This window comes from Methylobacterium fujisawaense (genome assembly GCF_039619325.1).
GTDB lineage: Bacteria > Pseudomonadota > Alphaproteobacteria > Rhizobiales > Beijerinckiaceae > Methylobacterium > Methylobacterium fujisawaense.
The window spans coordinates 18,523-33,330 of record NZ_CP155004.1 but is presented as its reverse complement, the minus strand read 5'-3'; the positions used below and the strand labels follow the sequence as shown (position 1 = coordinate 33,330).

Annotated in this window: 10 protein-coding genes; 2 read left to right on the top strand and 8 right to left on the bottom strand. The window is 67.0% G+C overall.

Annotated elements, in window-relative coordinates; translation table 11 throughout:
- Positions 1 to 139: 139 nt before the first annotated feature.
- The 4 genes from ABC766_RS32560 to ABC766_RS32545 all read right to left on the bottom strand — a co-directional run bounded on the left by ABC766_RS32560 (position 140) and on the right by ABC766_RS32545 (position 7,120).
- On the bottom strand, positions 140 to 1,132 hold the full coding sequence (locus ABC766_RS32560) for a hypothetical protein (RefSeq protein ID WP_210254069.1): 993 nt from the start codon (positions 1,130 to 1,132) through the stop codon (positions 140 to 142).
- Complete coding sequence (locus tag ABC766_RS32555) at positions 1,129 to 2,655, bottom strand: efflux transporter outer membrane subunit (RefSeq protein WP_053608464.1); 1,527 nt, start codon at positions 2,653 to 2,655, stop codon at positions 1,129 to 1,131. Before ABC766_RS32555 ends, ABC766_RS32560 begins: the two co-directional genes overlap by 4 nt.
- A 174-nt stretch (positions 2,656 to 2,829) precedes the next feature.
- On the bottom strand, positions 2,830 to 6,003 hold the full coding sequence (locus tag ABC766_RS32550; protein WP_053608460.1) for an efflux RND transporter permease subunit: 3,174 nt from the start codon (positions 6,001 to 6,003) through the stop codon (positions 2,830 to 2,832).
- Between the two features lie 52 nt (positions 6,004 to 6,055).
- The gene (locus tag ABC766_RS32545; RefSeq protein WP_244538983.1) at positions 6,056 to 7,120 is read right to left on the bottom strand and encodes an efflux RND transporter periplasmic adaptor subunit; all 1,065 of its coding nucleotides are present in this window, start codon (positions 7,118 to 7,120) and stop codon (positions 6,056 to 6,058) included.
- An 885-nt stretch (positions 7,121 to 8,005) separates the two neighbouring features.
- Here ABC766_RS32545 and ABC766_RS32540 point away from each other — a divergent pair.
- Both ABC766_RS32540 and ABC766_RS32535 read left to right on the top strand, forming a co-directional pair.
- A complete protein-coding gene (locus tag ABC766_RS32540; RefSeq protein WP_043388487.1) occupies positions 8,006 to 9,031 on the top strand; it encodes a sensor histidine kinase in 1,026 nt (341 codons plus the stop codon).
- Entirely contained in the window at positions 9,028 to 9,612 is a 585-nt protein-coding gene (locus tag ABC766_RS32535; RefSeq protein WP_053608462.1) for a response regulator transcription factor, read from the top strand. Before ABC766_RS32540 ends, ABC766_RS32535 begins: the two co-directional genes overlap by 4 nt.
- A 110-nt stretch (positions 9,613 to 9,722) precedes the next feature.
- Here the strand turns inward: ABC766_RS32535 and ABC766_RS32530 are convergent, their stop codons facing one another.
- From ABC766_RS32530 to ABC766_RS32515, 4 genes are all read right to left on the bottom strand, one after another.
- Positions 9,723 to 11,858: a carbohydrate porin gene (locus ABC766_RS32530; RefSeq protein WP_051976342.1), complete on the bottom strand. Its 2,136-nt coding sequence runs from the start codon at positions 11,856 to 11,858 to the stop codon at positions 9,723 to 9,725.
- Positions 11,859 to 11,956: 98 nt separating this feature from the next.
- On the bottom strand, positions 11,957 to 12,295 hold the full coding sequence (locus tag ABC766_RS32525) for a hypothetical protein (RefSeq protein ID WP_053622405.1): 339 nt from the start codon (positions 12,293 to 12,295) through the stop codon (positions 11,957 to 11,959).
- Between the two features lie 92 nt (positions 12,296 to 12,387).
- Complete coding sequence (locus ABC766_RS32520) at positions 12,388 to 12,837, bottom strand: SLOG family protein (protein ID WP_081948878.1); 450 nt, start codon at positions 12,835 to 12,837, stop codon at positions 12,388 to 12,390.
- Between the two features lie 13 nt (positions 12,838 to 12,850).
- Positions 12,851 to 14,623, bottom strand: a complete 1,773-nt coding sequence (locus ABC766_RS32515) for a Na/Pi cotransporter family protein (protein WP_043388296.1) — start codon at positions 14,621 to 14,623, stop codon at positions 12,851 to 12,853.
- Between the last annotated feature and the right edge of the window lie 185 nt (positions 14,624 to 14,808).

Here is a 14,808-nt window from a genome sequence, read left to right as displayed (position 1 = left end):
CTCGCAGGGGGGCAAGTCGGTCACGCCCGGTACCGGTTCGACATCTGGTACAGGTCGGTAAAGCGCCGGCGTCGCGCGACGTCCGAAGCCGTTCGAACCCCACACCGGACCGGAGGCGGCGAGCGCGATGGGTTTGCCGTCAGCGCCAGTCGTAGGGATTGAGCGGCTCGAGGACCCGACGCAACGCCTGCAGCGGGGCCGGCTGCTGTTGGTGCTCCGCTTCGCGGGCGAGGGCCCGTAGGAAGGCCTGGGGACCCTGCTCGAGGTCGCGACCGATGCCGTCGAACCGGTCGGCCGGCTCGACGTGCGGCGGATCGCGAGTCACGAGATAATCGATGTTGCAGATCGGCGCCGTCGATCGGTCGCCGAGGCGGTAGCAGATGTGAACCCGGGTATACGGCTCACCGAGCCGGTGCTCGGCGTGCACCCGCTCGACCGCGAAGGCTCCGTTGCTCGCGCGCTCGGCGTAGCGCAGGGTCTGAGCCACCGTCGTCAGCGCTTCCGTGCGCCGGCTCAGCACCAGTTCGACCGCACCTCGCGCGGAGGATAGGCGAGGTTCATCGTGGACGAACGATGATCGCGCGGCGGCGTCGATGCTCGCGCGCGGATCGGTTAGCGGACAGGCAGCGGGCACGACGCTGATCACGACCGAGCTTGGGCACTGGCCTCGGCAGCCCGAAGCCGCATCGATCTGATCTCGACCGCAGGCGTCGGCGTAGCAGGACCGCGCGAGAGTCTCGCAGGTCGCCAGGAACCGACCGACGGGCTCTGAGACGATCAGGTCGGCGGCCGACGCGGTCTTGAGGCCGGCCATTCCAACGAGAAGGCCGAGTGCCGTCGCGCAGACCATTCTCGCAACCCTCGCGGCTCGCCGATGATCGTCGGCGGAGGTGGGCGTAAAGTCCCGGCAGGCGAGACCGACCTGATCCAGCGCTTCAGAGAGCCTGCCGGACTGGTCGTACAGTAGTCCCTCGCCATCATGGGAGGGACCGATCCGATCGATGCGAGGTCGTCGATGCCGCATGTGCTCTGTGCCCTTGTATTCACTGGATCGGGTCGTTCCGAGAACAGCGGACGGGTTCGACGAACCAACACTGCCATCGCCTCGGGTTACGGAGAGATGCTGGATCACAGGAACTTCAGCGGATCCTTCTCCGGGGGCGGCGGCGCCACGTCGGCGCGGTTCCACCAGCCGCCGCCCAGCGCCACGAACAGCGCCGCGGTGTCGGCGTACTGGGTCGCGCGAGCACCCGCCGCGGTGACCAGCGCCGACAGGTAACCCTGCTGGGCGATCAGCACTTGCGTCGAGGTCACCGAGCCGGCCGTGAACTGCTTGCGGACCAGCTCCAGGCTCTGGTTCGTCGCATTGACCGCTGCGTCGGCGGCGGCCACCGCCCTGGCGTCGGCCTGCAGCGCTCGCAGCGCGTCGGCGACGTTCTGGAAGGCGGTGATCACCGTGGCGCGGTACTGCGCCTGCGCCTGGGTCAAGCCTTCCTCGGCGGCCCGCTGGCGTCGGAACAGGGTGCCGGCATCGAAGATCGGTGCCGTCGCCTGGCCGACGATCGTGAAGAACGAGGCGGCCGGGTTGGTAATCTGGGTTATTTGCGTCGCGCTCGATCCGCCCGTGGCCGTCAGCGTGAACTGGGGCAGGCGGTTGGCGACCGCGACGCCGACGCTGGCGCTCGCCTGCTGCACCATGGCTTCCGCCGCCTTGACGTCGGGGCGCTGCTGCACGAGCCGCGAGGGCAGGCTCACCGGAAGCCGGGTCGGCAGCCTCAATGCCGAGAGACGGAAGGTCTCCGGGACCTCGTCGGAGGGCAGACGCCCGGCGAGTGCGGTGAGCAGGTTGCGCTGCTGCGCGAGCGCCTTCTCCAGCGGTGGCAGCAGCTGCTGCGACAGGGCGAGCGCCGCCTGCTGCTGCACCACGTCGGCCCCGGCGATCTGCCCGAGCGACAGCTGCTTGTTGTACAGCTGCAGCACCTCGATCTGCGCCTGGATCACTTTCTGCGTCGCATCGATCTGCGCGCGCAGGGATGCCTCCTGGATGGCGGCGGCGACGACGTTGGCGGTCAGACTTAGATAGGCCGCCTCCAGCTGAAAGCGCTGGTTCTCGGTGGCGGCCTCCAGCGACTCGATCTGCCGCCGGTTCCCGCCGAACACGTCTGGATTGTACGAGACCACCGCCTGCGGGGTAAACAGGCTGTAGAGGTACTGGGTCTGGTTCTGCAGCGGCGATTGCAGGTCGAGGCCCGGGGCCTGGATGCCTTCGGCCTGAGGCGTCGCGGTCAGGCTCGGATAGAGCGTGCCCTTCTGGGCGAGCGCGTTCTGCTGCGCTACCCGCAGGGAGGCCTGCGCGGCCTCCAGCGTCGGGTTGTTGGCCAGCGCCTGCTCGACGAGGCGGTTGAGTGCCTTGGAATGGAACAGCGTCCACCACTGGCCGGGGATGTCGGCGCCCGAGGCGAAGCTCTGGTCGGCCGAGCCGCCTTGCCGGGTGCGAATCTTGTCGGCGGCCGACGGGTTCTTCAGCGGCTCCCTGGTGTAGCGGCTGACCGGCGGATCCTCCGGCGGCATGAAGTTCGGCCCCACCGCGCAGGCGGCGACGCTCCAAGCCAGCAGTATGACGCCGCCATACCGAGAGAGACGACCGAGGGCCATCGTCAGCGGGATTACCCATCCTTCCGACACGCGGACGAACATCCCGTCCCGCACCGGATATCGCGCGGCATGATGATCGAGATCGGGACGCATCGAGGCACTTCTGCAGGCGTGGTCCGTCGAGCGACGGCAAGCATCTGAGCTTGACCGTTCTCTATGGCGATTGCGGGACGTTTAAGGGGCGGACACGGCCTGTACTTTGGGTCGAACCTGCGTGCTCCTGGCCGGTCGCCGCCGCGAGAACAGCGAGATCAGGATCGGCATAACGACCAGGATCAGGGCCGGCGCCAGGAGGATGCCGCCAACCACAACCAGCGCCAGCGGCTTCTGGACCTGCGAGCCGATGCCGGTCGACAAGGCGGCCGGCAGCAGGCCGACGCAGGCCGCGACGCAGGTCATCATCACCGGGCGCATCCGCACCGTCGCGGCCTGGAACACCGCGTTGCGGCGCTGCCAGCCGTCTTCGACGAGCTGGTTGTAGTAGGCGAGCAGGATCACGCCCTCCATGGTCGAGATGCCGAACAGCGCGATGAAGCCGATCGCCGCCGAGACCGAGAACGGCGTCCCCGTCAGCACGAGGGCGAAGATGCCGCCGATCATCGCCATCGGGATCACCGACAGCGTCAGCAGCATGTCGGTGGCCGATGAGAAGTTGATGTAAAGGAGCAGGGCGATCAGCGCGAGCGTGATCGGGACGACGACCTTCAGTCGGGCGATCGCGTCCTGCAGGTTCCCGAACTCGCCGACCCATTCGAGGTGAGAGCCCGGCGGCAACTGGACCTGCTGGGCGACCCGGTTCTGCGCCTCGATCACGGCGCCGCCGAGGTCGCGTCCCCGCACCGAGAACTTGACCGGGATGTAGCGCTGCTGACCCTCGCGATAGATGAACGAGGCGCCCGAGACGAGCTCGACCGTGGCGATCTCAGAAAGCGGCACGGGAATCACGCCGCCGCTCGGATTCTGGGCGCCCACCGTGATGTTGCGGATCGTGGCGAGGTCGCGGCGGTACGCCGAGGCCAGGCGCACGCGCATCGCGAAGTGCCGATCCGAGCCATACTCGTACACGTCACCCGCGGTCTGACCGCCGATCGCGGCCTGAACCGTGGTGTTCACATCCCCGGGCGCCAGCCCGTACCGGGCCGCCTTCTCGCGATCGACGGTGATGCGGACCGTCGGCTGACCCAGTGAGGTGAAGATCGCCAAGTCGGTGATGCCCTTCACCTCGGCCAGGGCCGCCTTGATCTGCTCGGCCGCCTGCGAGATCGCGCTGAGATCGTTGCCGTACACCTTGACGGAGTTCTCGCCCTTCACGCCGGAAGCCGCTTCCTCGACATTGTCCTGGATGTACTGGGAGAAGTTGAACTCGACGCCGGGGAAGTGCTCCTCCAGCGTCTTTGACATATCCTCGACGAGCCGCTCCTTGGTCAGCCCCGATGGCCAAGTCTCCTCGTCGGTCAGCGGTGCGAAGATCTCGACGTTGAAGAAGCCGGTCGCGTCCGTGCCGTCGTCGGGCCGGCCATGCTGCGTGATCGTGGTCTCCACCTCCGGATACGCCTTGAGCACGGCGCGTATCCGGTTGACGTAGGTGTTCGCGGCCTCGAGCGAGATCGAGGGTGGCATCGTCCCGCGGATCCAGAGATTGCCCTCCTCGAGCTTGGGCAGGAACTCCAGGCCGAGCGAGCGGACCATCGTGCCGGCGACGAGCAGGACGACGAGCATGGCGCCGAGCGTCAGGATCTTGTTGCCCAAGGCGAAGCGCAGGAAGCGCGTGTGCCCGAAGTGCAGGAGGCGCACGATGAGCGTGTCGCGCTCCTCCATCTCGTTCGGCAGGATCAGGGCCGACAGGGCCGGCGAGACCGTGAAGGTCGCGAGCAGGCCGCCGATCAGCGCGTACGCGTAGGTCTTGGCCATCGGCCCGAAGATGTGCCCTTCAACGCCGCTCAGCGTGAACAGTGGCAGGAAGCCGACGATGATGATCGTCGCCGAGAAGAAAATCGCCCGGTTCACCTCGGACGCGGCGAAACTGATGGTGCCGAGCTTGCCCGTCAGGGCCGACCCCTCATCGCCAGCGTCATCGGCGTGCGTGATCGGACCGCCGGGATGCTCCGACAAGTGTCGGAAGACGTTCTCGACCATGATCACGGTCGCATCGACGATCAGGCCGAAGTCGATGGCACCGAGCGACAGCAGGTTGGCCGACTCGCCGCGGATCACCAAGATCGCCACCGCGAAGGCGAGGGCGAACGGGATCGTCGCCGCCACGATGATGGCGCTTCGCAGCGAGCCCAGGAACAGCCACTGAACCACGAACACGAGCGCCACGCCGAAGACGAGGTTGTGCATCACCGTGTGCGTGGTTTTGCCGATCAGCCCCGACCGGTCGTAGAGCGGCACGATGCGCACGTCGGGCGGGAGAATGCCGCTCGCGTTGATCTTCTCGATCTCGGCTTCCACGCGCTGGATCGTCGGCAGGCTCGGGCTGCCGCGGCGCAGCAGCACGATGCCGAGCACGATGTCGTCCTGATCGTCGTGGCCGACGATGCCGAGCCGGGGTGCGTTCGAGACCCGCACCTCGGCGACGTCGCGCACGAGCACGGGCGTTCCGTTCACCTGCGTGAGCATGGTGTTGCGGATGTCGTCCGGATCGCGGATCAAACCGATGCCGCGCACCACGGCCGCTTGCTCGCCGATGTTCAGCGTCTGACCGCCGACGTTGATGCTGGAGTTGTTCAGGGACGTGACGAGTTGCACCAAGGTCAGGCCCTGCCCTTGAAGCCGGGCGAGGTCGACGGCGATCTCATATTCCTTGGTCTTGCCGCCGAAGCCGGTGACGTCGATGACCCCGGGGATCGCCTTGAACCGCCGCTGCAGGATCCAGTCCTGGAGCGTCTTGAGGTCGGTGGGCGAGAACCCCTTCGGTCCGACCAGCTGATAGCGCATGATCTCGCCGATCGGGCTCACCGGCGAGATTGAGGGCTGGGCGCCGTTCGGCAGGGGGCTGAGCTGCGACAAGCGGTTGAGGACCCGCTGCTCGGCCTCCTCATAGGTGAAATTGTAGTTGAACTGGACCTTCACGTCGGAGAGGCCAAACAGCGAGATCGTCCGCACGACGGTGGCATTCGGGATGCCGGCGAGCTGCACCTCCAGCGGGATGGTGATGTAGCGCTCGATCTCCTCGGCCGATTGGCCGGGGTTCTGGGTAATCACGTCCACGAGCGGCGGCACGGGGTCGGGATAAGCCTCGATGTTCAGTTGGGCATAGCTGGCCGCGCCGACTACCAGCGTCGCGAGAAACAGCAGGAGGACGAGGACGCGCTGGCGCAGGACGAAGGTGATGACGCCGGTCATGACAACTTCCCGCGGTCGGTTGCGGTGCAAGCCGAAGCTCGTCGATCGGTGATCATGAAGCCTTCTCTCCGCTCGCGGCCCGATCGATGAAGAGGGCGCCGCGCGAGACGATCCGTTCGCCGGTCTGCAAGCCCTCGGTGACCTGCAGAAGATCACCGTCACGCAGCCCGAGCTTGATCTCGCGGGCCTCGACCGCGCCGTCCGGGCGCAGCACCCAGACATGCGCGCGGTCCCCCTCCTGAACGACCGCGCTCTCTGGGACCGCCGGGCCGCTCACGGCGTCGCCGGTGATGATCGCGAACCGCGCGAACATCTCAGGCTTGAGTTCTTGATCGGGGTTCTCGACCTCGCACCGGACCGCGAGCCGGCGCGTCGCCGGATCGAGGCTCGCGGCCATGTAGGTGACACGCGCGCGGAAGGTGCGGTCGCCGAAGCCGTTGACGGTCGCCACGGCCGGCTGACCGAGCCGGATGCGGGGGATGTCGCTCTCGCGCACGTTGGCGATCAGCCACACGGTCGCGAGATCGCCGATGGTGAAGACCGGATCGCTGCCGGTGCCGAGGTACTGGCCGAGGCCGACCTTGCGCTGCACGACTGTCCCGGCGATCGGCGCTCGGATCACCGTCTCCGGACTCATGCTGCTGTTCTTCTGGAACGCGGCGATCTCCGCGTCGGTCTTGCCCAGGATCCGCAGGCGGTTCTTGACCGCCTCCAGGGCCGCCTCCGCGGTCTGTTTGTCGCTCTGGGCCGAGATGACGTCGTTCTCGGCGCTCTGATAATCCTTGAGCGCGGCGGCTTTGGCCTGGAATAGCACCTGCTGGCGCGCGGCGATGATCTGGTTGAGCTTGAGCTGCTCCTGGGCTTTGTTGAGGGCGTTGATCGCGCTCTGGAAATCGTTCTGCGCCTGGACCATGTCGGTCACCTCGACGGTGAACAGGGGCTGGCCCGCCCTCACGTCGTCACCTGCCTTGGCGGTGATCTTGGTGACACGCCCAGCATAGGGAGAGTAGACCGGCACGTTGTCGTCATCGTTGAGCGCGATGCGCCCTTCGGCCAGTCCTTGCGGTCGGAACTCGGTCGCCTGAACGCTCGTGATCCCGAACGACGCGAGCTGCATCGGCGTCGGCCGAAAGCTGCGCTCGACCGCGATTGTCGTCGCCGGTTCGGAAGCATCGGCTCTGTCCGCGCGGCGGCCGGACAGGCCGGTGACGAGTGCTGCCGTCCTGCCAGCGACGTCGCGTGCGGCGTCGGGCCAGATGGCAACCGCCGCGACGGTGCCGATCAGAAGCATAGACGCGGCGGCGATCTTCAGCGTCGGCGAGCCGAATGGCCTCAGCGGTGTCCCGGCTTCAGCATCGAGAAGATCAGGCCGGAGCTGATTACGCACATCCATGCCGCGACCTTTCTAAACGACTGCCGCGCATACTTTTGCAGCTCGATGCATACAGAACTAAACATTGCGAACAGGAAGCATCAGCGTGTATCGCGCTGGCTTGTCGCGGGCACCGACGCCCGAGCGGCCGGCTCACACAGGCGCAGCTTCGCGGTAGAGCGTTGCTCCTCCTTCGGCAACTGTCAGTTCTGACAGGCGCACACCCTCGGAAGTTGAGCTTAGCAACCTAGTGTTAGGGTTTTTATATCGGACCGTGGCAAGTGTATGATGATTTTTACAAGCGGTGGGCGGCGTGCGCGGGTCGTCTAACTGTCAGGTTTGACAGGTTGCAGGTCGGCGCGATCCTCGCTCTACTACCCTAAGTTCCGGCGAGAATGTCGCAGCTCAGGTTCTGTGAAAGATTGGTAGCGGCGATCCGTCCCGAGCTTTCAATCGGTGTTGGGTTACGTCGGTAAGGAGGGTAAAGCGTTGGCGAGCGCGCACCATACGGGAACCCGAGCGTTACCCAAGCGCGCCGCTAGCCCTGTCGGTCTCATGCGCGCGCGCCCTCTGCTCATCGAGCCGAGTCGCGCGGCGCGACGAGCGCTCTTCCAAATTACCACGTTGCCGATGCTTAGTCTCAAGCCGAGGCTCGCCCTCGCGCTCCTCCTCGTGGTCGGCGTGTTCACGGCTGATCTCTTCGAGCCCGCCGACAACGTCTCGATCTGCTTCGCCTACACGCTGCCGATCCTCCTCGGCGTCTACATGGGTCCCGGCAGCACGTTCCGTCTCGCCGCCCTCGCCACCGCCGCCTCGTTGGTCGGCTCGTTCATTCGACCGCCGGAGGGCGGGATCGTCCTCAGCTTCGTCGTCAACCGCGTGATCGCGGTCGCCGCGCAGTGGCTCGTCGCCTTCCTGGTCGAGCAACGACGGCGCAACCACGCCCTGGTCGACGCACGTCTGACCGAAGAACGGCTGGTGGCCGAGACCGGACGGCGGTTCGTGCAGATCCTGACTCACGAGATCGCGACGGCGCTGACTGCGATCGACGGTCAAGGCTATCGCCTCGGCAAGCTGGCGCAGACGATCGAGCCGATGGACATCATCGCTCGCAGCGAGAAGATCCGACACGCCGCGACGCGCCTCAAGGGTCTGGTCGAGCGCGTCCGCCTCGCTGCCGAAGTCGGCCGTGGAGAGATCTTGCTGAACCGCGAGGCGATCGAGGCAGTCCCTTTCCTCGAGGCGCTCGTGGCCGAATATGAGGCCGCGCATGTTCACATCGCCGTGTGCGTGGCCGAGCCAACCCTGCACGGCGACCGCGTCCTGATCCATCAGGCGGTGTCGAACCTCGTTTCGAACGCGATCAAGTACTCGCCGCAGCCTTGCGCGATCAGCATCCACGCCGGCCGCTCGGCCCTACTCGACGGAAGCGAGATCACGGTGGCCGACCACGGCGTCGGGATCGCCCTGGAGGAACTCGATCGGGTCTTCGAGCCTTACTATCGCGCCGCCAACAGCGGCGGTGTTCCTGGCCTCGGCATCGGCCTGCATCTCGTGCGCCATTTCGTCGAGGCGCATGGCGGCCAGGTTCGCATCGAGAGCCAGGTCGACCGGGGCACGACGGTACACCTGCATCTGCCCGGAGCGAAGCCGTGACGCGGCGCATCCTGTGCATCGAGGACGATCCCGACATCGCCGAACTCACCAACGAGGTGCTCGCAGAGGCGGGCTTCCGTGTCGATCTTGCGATCACCGGCATGCAAGGTTTGGCGCGGTTGGGCGAGGCGCACGACGCGATCCTCTGCGACATCGACCTTCCGGGCCTGAGCGGGCTCGAACTGCTGCGCGCATTGCGCAAGACCGGCTCGCGGACCCCGTTCGTGCTGCTGACGGCTTTCGCCGGCCGGGAGAACCAGATCGAGGCGCGCCAGCTGGGCTGCGACGACTTCGTCGCCAAGCCCATCGACTTCGAGCTGCTGCTGGCCGTCCTGCACAACGTCCTGCAGCGGACAGCGCCGGCCGTGGGGGACACCGAGCGCCCGACGCTGACCGAACGCGAACGGGAGGTCCTCGCCCGGGTGGTGGAAGGCAAATCCTCTGTCGCCATCGCCGCCCTCCTCGGTATCAGCGAGCGGACGGTGAACTTCCACGTAGACCGCGTGATGCGCAAGCTGAACGTGACGACGCGCACGCAGGCCGCGATTACTTGCGTACGCCTCGGGCTGATGTCTGCCTGAACGCGCGGATCCCACGGATCGGTTAGATCGAGATATACATGATAGAAATAATGATTCAGAGTATGTGAGGCATATACATCTGGACTGGTTGTGAATTTCAAAAATAGAAACTAAAAATCGATGTGTAGACGACTACTGAAAAAATTGGCTGGGCCGCGATCCTTATTGTAACCAGGATTGTCGATGAACTGATAGTCGAACGACACTGTCACCGTGTTTGTCAAACCCAGCGCATAGTAGGTCTCGATGCCGCGCTCTGGCCCGTAACGCAACTGCCCGTCACCGATCACGAGGCCGAGGCCGCCTGCGGCAAAGTAGTCCCGATGCGCGCGCGACAGGCCGTTGATCATCGCGCCGATGCCAATCGTGTCGCTCGGTCGCTCCCACAGGGAGCCCTTGAACGAGAACCCACCGGAGGCGCTCCGATCGACATCGGTGAAGGAGAGGTTCTCATTGCGGCCATCGGCGGCGCTGACCCGGGCGAACAGGCCGATCTCCGGCGTGAGCGCCTGTTCGAGATTGATGTAGGCGCCCCGTTTGTTGCGGGTTCTCCGGCTGAGGTTCACGGCCGTGTTGACGTCGGGGATGTCGATCGAGTCCGCGAGCGCGACCACCTGCCGGTAGTTGGCGGTACGTCCCTCGTGCGAGAACGCGCCGATCCTCAGCCTTCCCGGCTGGTCGAGGATCGGGAGCACGTGGCGTTCCTCGAACTCGACCACGGCCCCGCCCCGGCGCGGGAAGCGCGGATCGAGCGGATCCGTACTCGGGAGCTTGGGGACCTGGGTATAGGCTGCGCGCAGCGCGAACTCGCGACGGTTGTACTCGACCACGATGCCCTGGGTGTAGCCGGGCAGGTTGGCCGGGAAATCGTAGGCCGCCGACTCCCAGAGCGACCAGTTCATGAAGTCGACGCGCGGATCGTGGGCATAAATGTTGCCGTCGAAGAAGTCGCCCAGCGCGAATTTGCCCGCCGCGACGGTGATCCGCTCGATATCCCGTGTGATCGCGACTTGGTTCGGCCCGTCCGGCACGGTCTCGGTCTCGCCGCCGAGCCCGAAGGTCTGACGCACGAAGTAGCGCTGCGAGCGCAGCTTCGGAGAGGACGAGCCGGCCTTCTGCGCCTCGCCGTTGGGAAAGCCGGCCACGCCGAGCGTGCGGCTCAGACCGAAGCCTTGGTCGAACTCAGGATTGTAATACAGCTCGGTGTTGTCGGTCAGCTTGAACCCGAGGAAGGCGGTGGCGGTGAGCGTGCCGCGCGCCTGATGCGGCACGAGGCTGTTGTCGCCGCGGTAAGGCGAATGGAAGCCCGTCACCCCCTGGTCGATGAACGTCGTCTGGCCGTGCAGCGAGAAGCGGCCGGTGTCGCCGTTGTCCGGATCGTGGGGGGCGAGCTCGTCGGGTTCGGGGGGCAGGCGCAGTCCTCCGGGAACCCAGAGGAGCCGCGCCATCACTTGGTTTGAGGTGAACGAGGCCTGGGTCGAGAACGCCCCGCCGTCCGGACCCGCAACGCTGCCGAGACCGAAGCGAGCGCTCCTGCCGTAATCGGCATAGCGATAGTCGATGCCCAGGGCGAGGTTCTCAGCGATTGCGAACTGCACGCCGGCCCCGAGTGTGAAGCCGAGATAGGAGTGGTCACGCCTTGCGATCCCGGCGAAGCCGGTATCCAGGTCGGGAAACGTGGAGCGGAAGCGTGTCTCGGCGCCCGCGAGGCCGAAGGTGGCGTAGACGAGGTTGCGTTCGAACGCGTAGCCGATACGGGCGCGGGCAGCGCCGAACAGATCTGCCTGAGCGCGGATGAGACTGAAGGAGGCGTCGCCGTTCTCGAAGCCGAACCCCGGCACGGTCGACGACACGGGCCGCTTCAGGTTTGCGCCGTAGAGGTCCGCCTCCAGGCCGTAGACGTACGGACCGGTCTGCCAGTTGTAGCCGCTGACGACACCGCCCAGCACCGTCGTGGCATTGCGTCCCTGATCGCTGCGGCCAGTGCTATCCCCGCTTCGAAACGCCGGCACGGAGCGACGCTCGACCGAGCCCGCGTCGAAGTTGAAGCTGCCGTAGGCGTCTCCGGCGCTGCCCTCGACGCCCAGATACCCGCCGGACCAGTCTGCGACGGTCGGGCGATCCGACGATGAACCTCTCCATTCGGCGGCCCGCGCTTGGTCCAAGCATAGGATCGCGACGGCGCCACCCAGAAGCGATAAAAGCTTCTCGATCGGCGATAAGATCTGAATTTGCAGATATCTCATGGCATAGCCTCAATTTTTACTGTATGAATTTCATCTTTTTGTGCATCTACGATAAAACGAATGTTTGATGAGATCTCGGATCCATTCGGGAGCTTGGATCACGCGATATGTTCATGACGGAGCATGGCAAAACCCACGTCGCCCAGACCGGCAACGGCGAGGCGGATCAGCAGAGCCGTCCCGAAACGGCGTGAGCGCATGATCCGCGGCAGGATCGAGAGGACGTGCAGTGCGTGTTCGAGGATATGCACCAGCACCGGAAGCTCGGCTGGCCCCGCGGTCGAGCCTCGCTCCGTCCCCGGCCCTGCGCGGGGTGGCCGCGCGAGCGGCCGGTGGTCGAGCGCGACCTGCAAGCCCATTCGGCTCAGCTGATGCGCGACCTGCGTCCCGATCAGGGCGCCGCGCCGCCCGATCAGGCCGGCGCGGTAGGCCCGCATCGTCAGCCCGAACGCCGATCGACCGAGGCCTGAGAGCAGCCTCGCGAGGTTGGGATGCCGAACCACGATGATCTCCCTGTGTCGGTCGATGTTCAGATGTGCAGCACGATAGCGCGCTGGCTTCGAAGCCCGTTCGAGCGATCTCGACCCGGCGGCCCGTCCGCACGGTCGAGGATCGTCTGGGCCGGCACGTCGCGCTCGGGCACCTCGTAGACGGCGAGCCGTGCCCGAAGGGCGCATCGCACGAGATCCAGCGTGTGCGGGCCGCCGGGGAAGGCCGCCACTAGATCGGGTCGGGCGTCCTTCAGCATGAATCGGTTGCGCACCGCCTCCGCCGTCTTACCGTAGCGAACCCAGTTCGGCGGGTAGCGCACCACGTGCACACCGGCCCGCCGCGCCCAGTCCTCGGCCGCCGCGCAGACGCCGCCCAGACCGCCGTGGATCAGGACCATGACTCGGCAGCGGCGGTGCAGCTTCGCCAACTCGAAGCTCACGAGATCCCGGTATTCCAGATGACCGCTGCCCCCAATGACAAGCCGCATGGTCGTCTCCCGCTCAAGCTGCCGGCCGGAGGCTCGACGCCTCCTGAACCGGATCCTCGCCGTCGCCGCCCGGACCGCCGGCCGAGATGGTCTCGTCCTCGCCGCCGAGCACCGCCTCGTGCCGCCGTTCGAGCAGGGGCGCGCACAGCGCGGCGACGTGCGAGTGCACCCGGCGCAGATCGCGCAGCGTCCGCAGGAACAGCGCATTCGCCTCCGCCATCGCGGCCGGATCGGCGTCGTGCGGCGCATCGCGCAGGCGCGCGACGTGCCGGTCGATGGCCGCGCGCTCCAGCGCGCGCAGGAGACCCTTGCGCCGGGCCACCGACCGCGCGGCGTCGAGGTCGTCGCGTAGGAACGCAGCGAGCGCGAGCTGCAGGCTGGTGAGCGCCTCGGCGTGGAGCCGTTCGATGTCGGCGAGTTCCTCGACGGAGAACGGCTCGCCGGTCCGTTTCAGCCGCCGGCTGGCGAACGCGACCAGGTTATGGGCTATGATGTCACCGACGTGCTCGAGGTTGAGCACGAAGGTCAGGATCTCCTGGGCTCGCGCCTGCGCATCCGCCGAGACGGTGCCGACCTCCTCGCCGCCGAGGTCGGCCAGGTAACGCCGGATCGCGAGCCCGATCCGGTCGATGGCCGCGTCCCGCCGCCCGGCTGCACCGGCCAAGGTCCGATCTCCGGTGCGGAACGCCTGAAGGGCATCGCGCAGGGCTGCGCCGGCCAGATCCGCCATGTGCAGGGCTTCAAGGGCGGCGTTGGCGAGGGCCAGGCTCGGGGTCGCCAGGGCGGTGAGGTCGAGGTGGTGCGGGAGTTCCGCGATCGGCGCGTCTTGCCGTGCGCTCTCAGGCATGATCGGCGCGGGCAAGAGACGCGTGGTGAGGCGGCCAAGCGCGGCCGTCCAGGGTAGGACGAGGATGGCGAGCGCGAGGTTGAGCGCGAGGTGGAACGCCATGGCTCCGCGCGCGGGGTCAGCGACGCCGAACTCGGCGAGACCTGCGGTGATCGGGTCGAGGAGCGGCAGCGCGGCGGCGCAGCCGGCCGCTCGCACGAGCAGGTTGCCCAGGGGAAGCCGGCGCGCTGCCGGCGCACCGGCTGCTTCAAGATAGGGCGGCAGTGCCGCGCCGAGGTTGGCGCCGAGCACGAGGGCGAGGGCACCCTCAAGGGTGATCACGCCTGCACCCCCGAGCGAGACGATGAACAGGATCGCCGCCACGCTGGAATGAGCCGCCCAGGCGAGCATCGCCGCCGCCAGGACGGCCAGGACCGGCTCGGCCGCAAGCGCCCCCACGAGGCTGCGTAGGATCGGCGTGGCCTCGACGGCGGTGAGGCACTGTCCGAGCAACGCGAGCGCCGTCAGCATCAAGCCGAGGCCGATCAGTGCCCGGCCGAGATTGCGCGGTTTGGACCGATCCGCGCGCGCGCGGAACAACAGGAACCCGAACAGGATCAGGATGGGGGCGGCCGCGGCCACGTCGAAGGACAGCACCTGCACGATCAACGCCGTACCGACGTTGGCGCCGAGCATGAGGGCGAGGCCGGCCGAGAGGTCGAGGGTGCCGCTCGCGGCGAAGGCGGTCGCCATGAGCGCGGTGGCGGTGCTGCTCTGGAGCACCGCCGTGACGAGCAGACCCGCGAAACAGGCGCGTGCTCGGCCCTTGAGCCCGCGCCCGATCAGGTCGCGCAGCTCCGGCCCGAAGCCGCGGGCGAGGCCGGTCGTGACCATGTGCGTGCCCCACAGGAGCAGCGCGACGGCGCCCGCAATGTGCAAGAGGGTGAGCGTGCCGGTCATGGCGCCCGTCCGCATCGGCTCGAGGCCGCAGTGAAGTCGCCCAGGGCGTCACTCAGGATCCGGTCCGCGAGGGCAGCCGAACCCTGCGAGTCGGCCGTCAGCAGATCCGGCCGGCGATCGCGCAGGCACGCGAGGATCGCCGCGCGCCGCCACACAGCCGGGTCGTGCAGGCCGAGGTGGAGCGC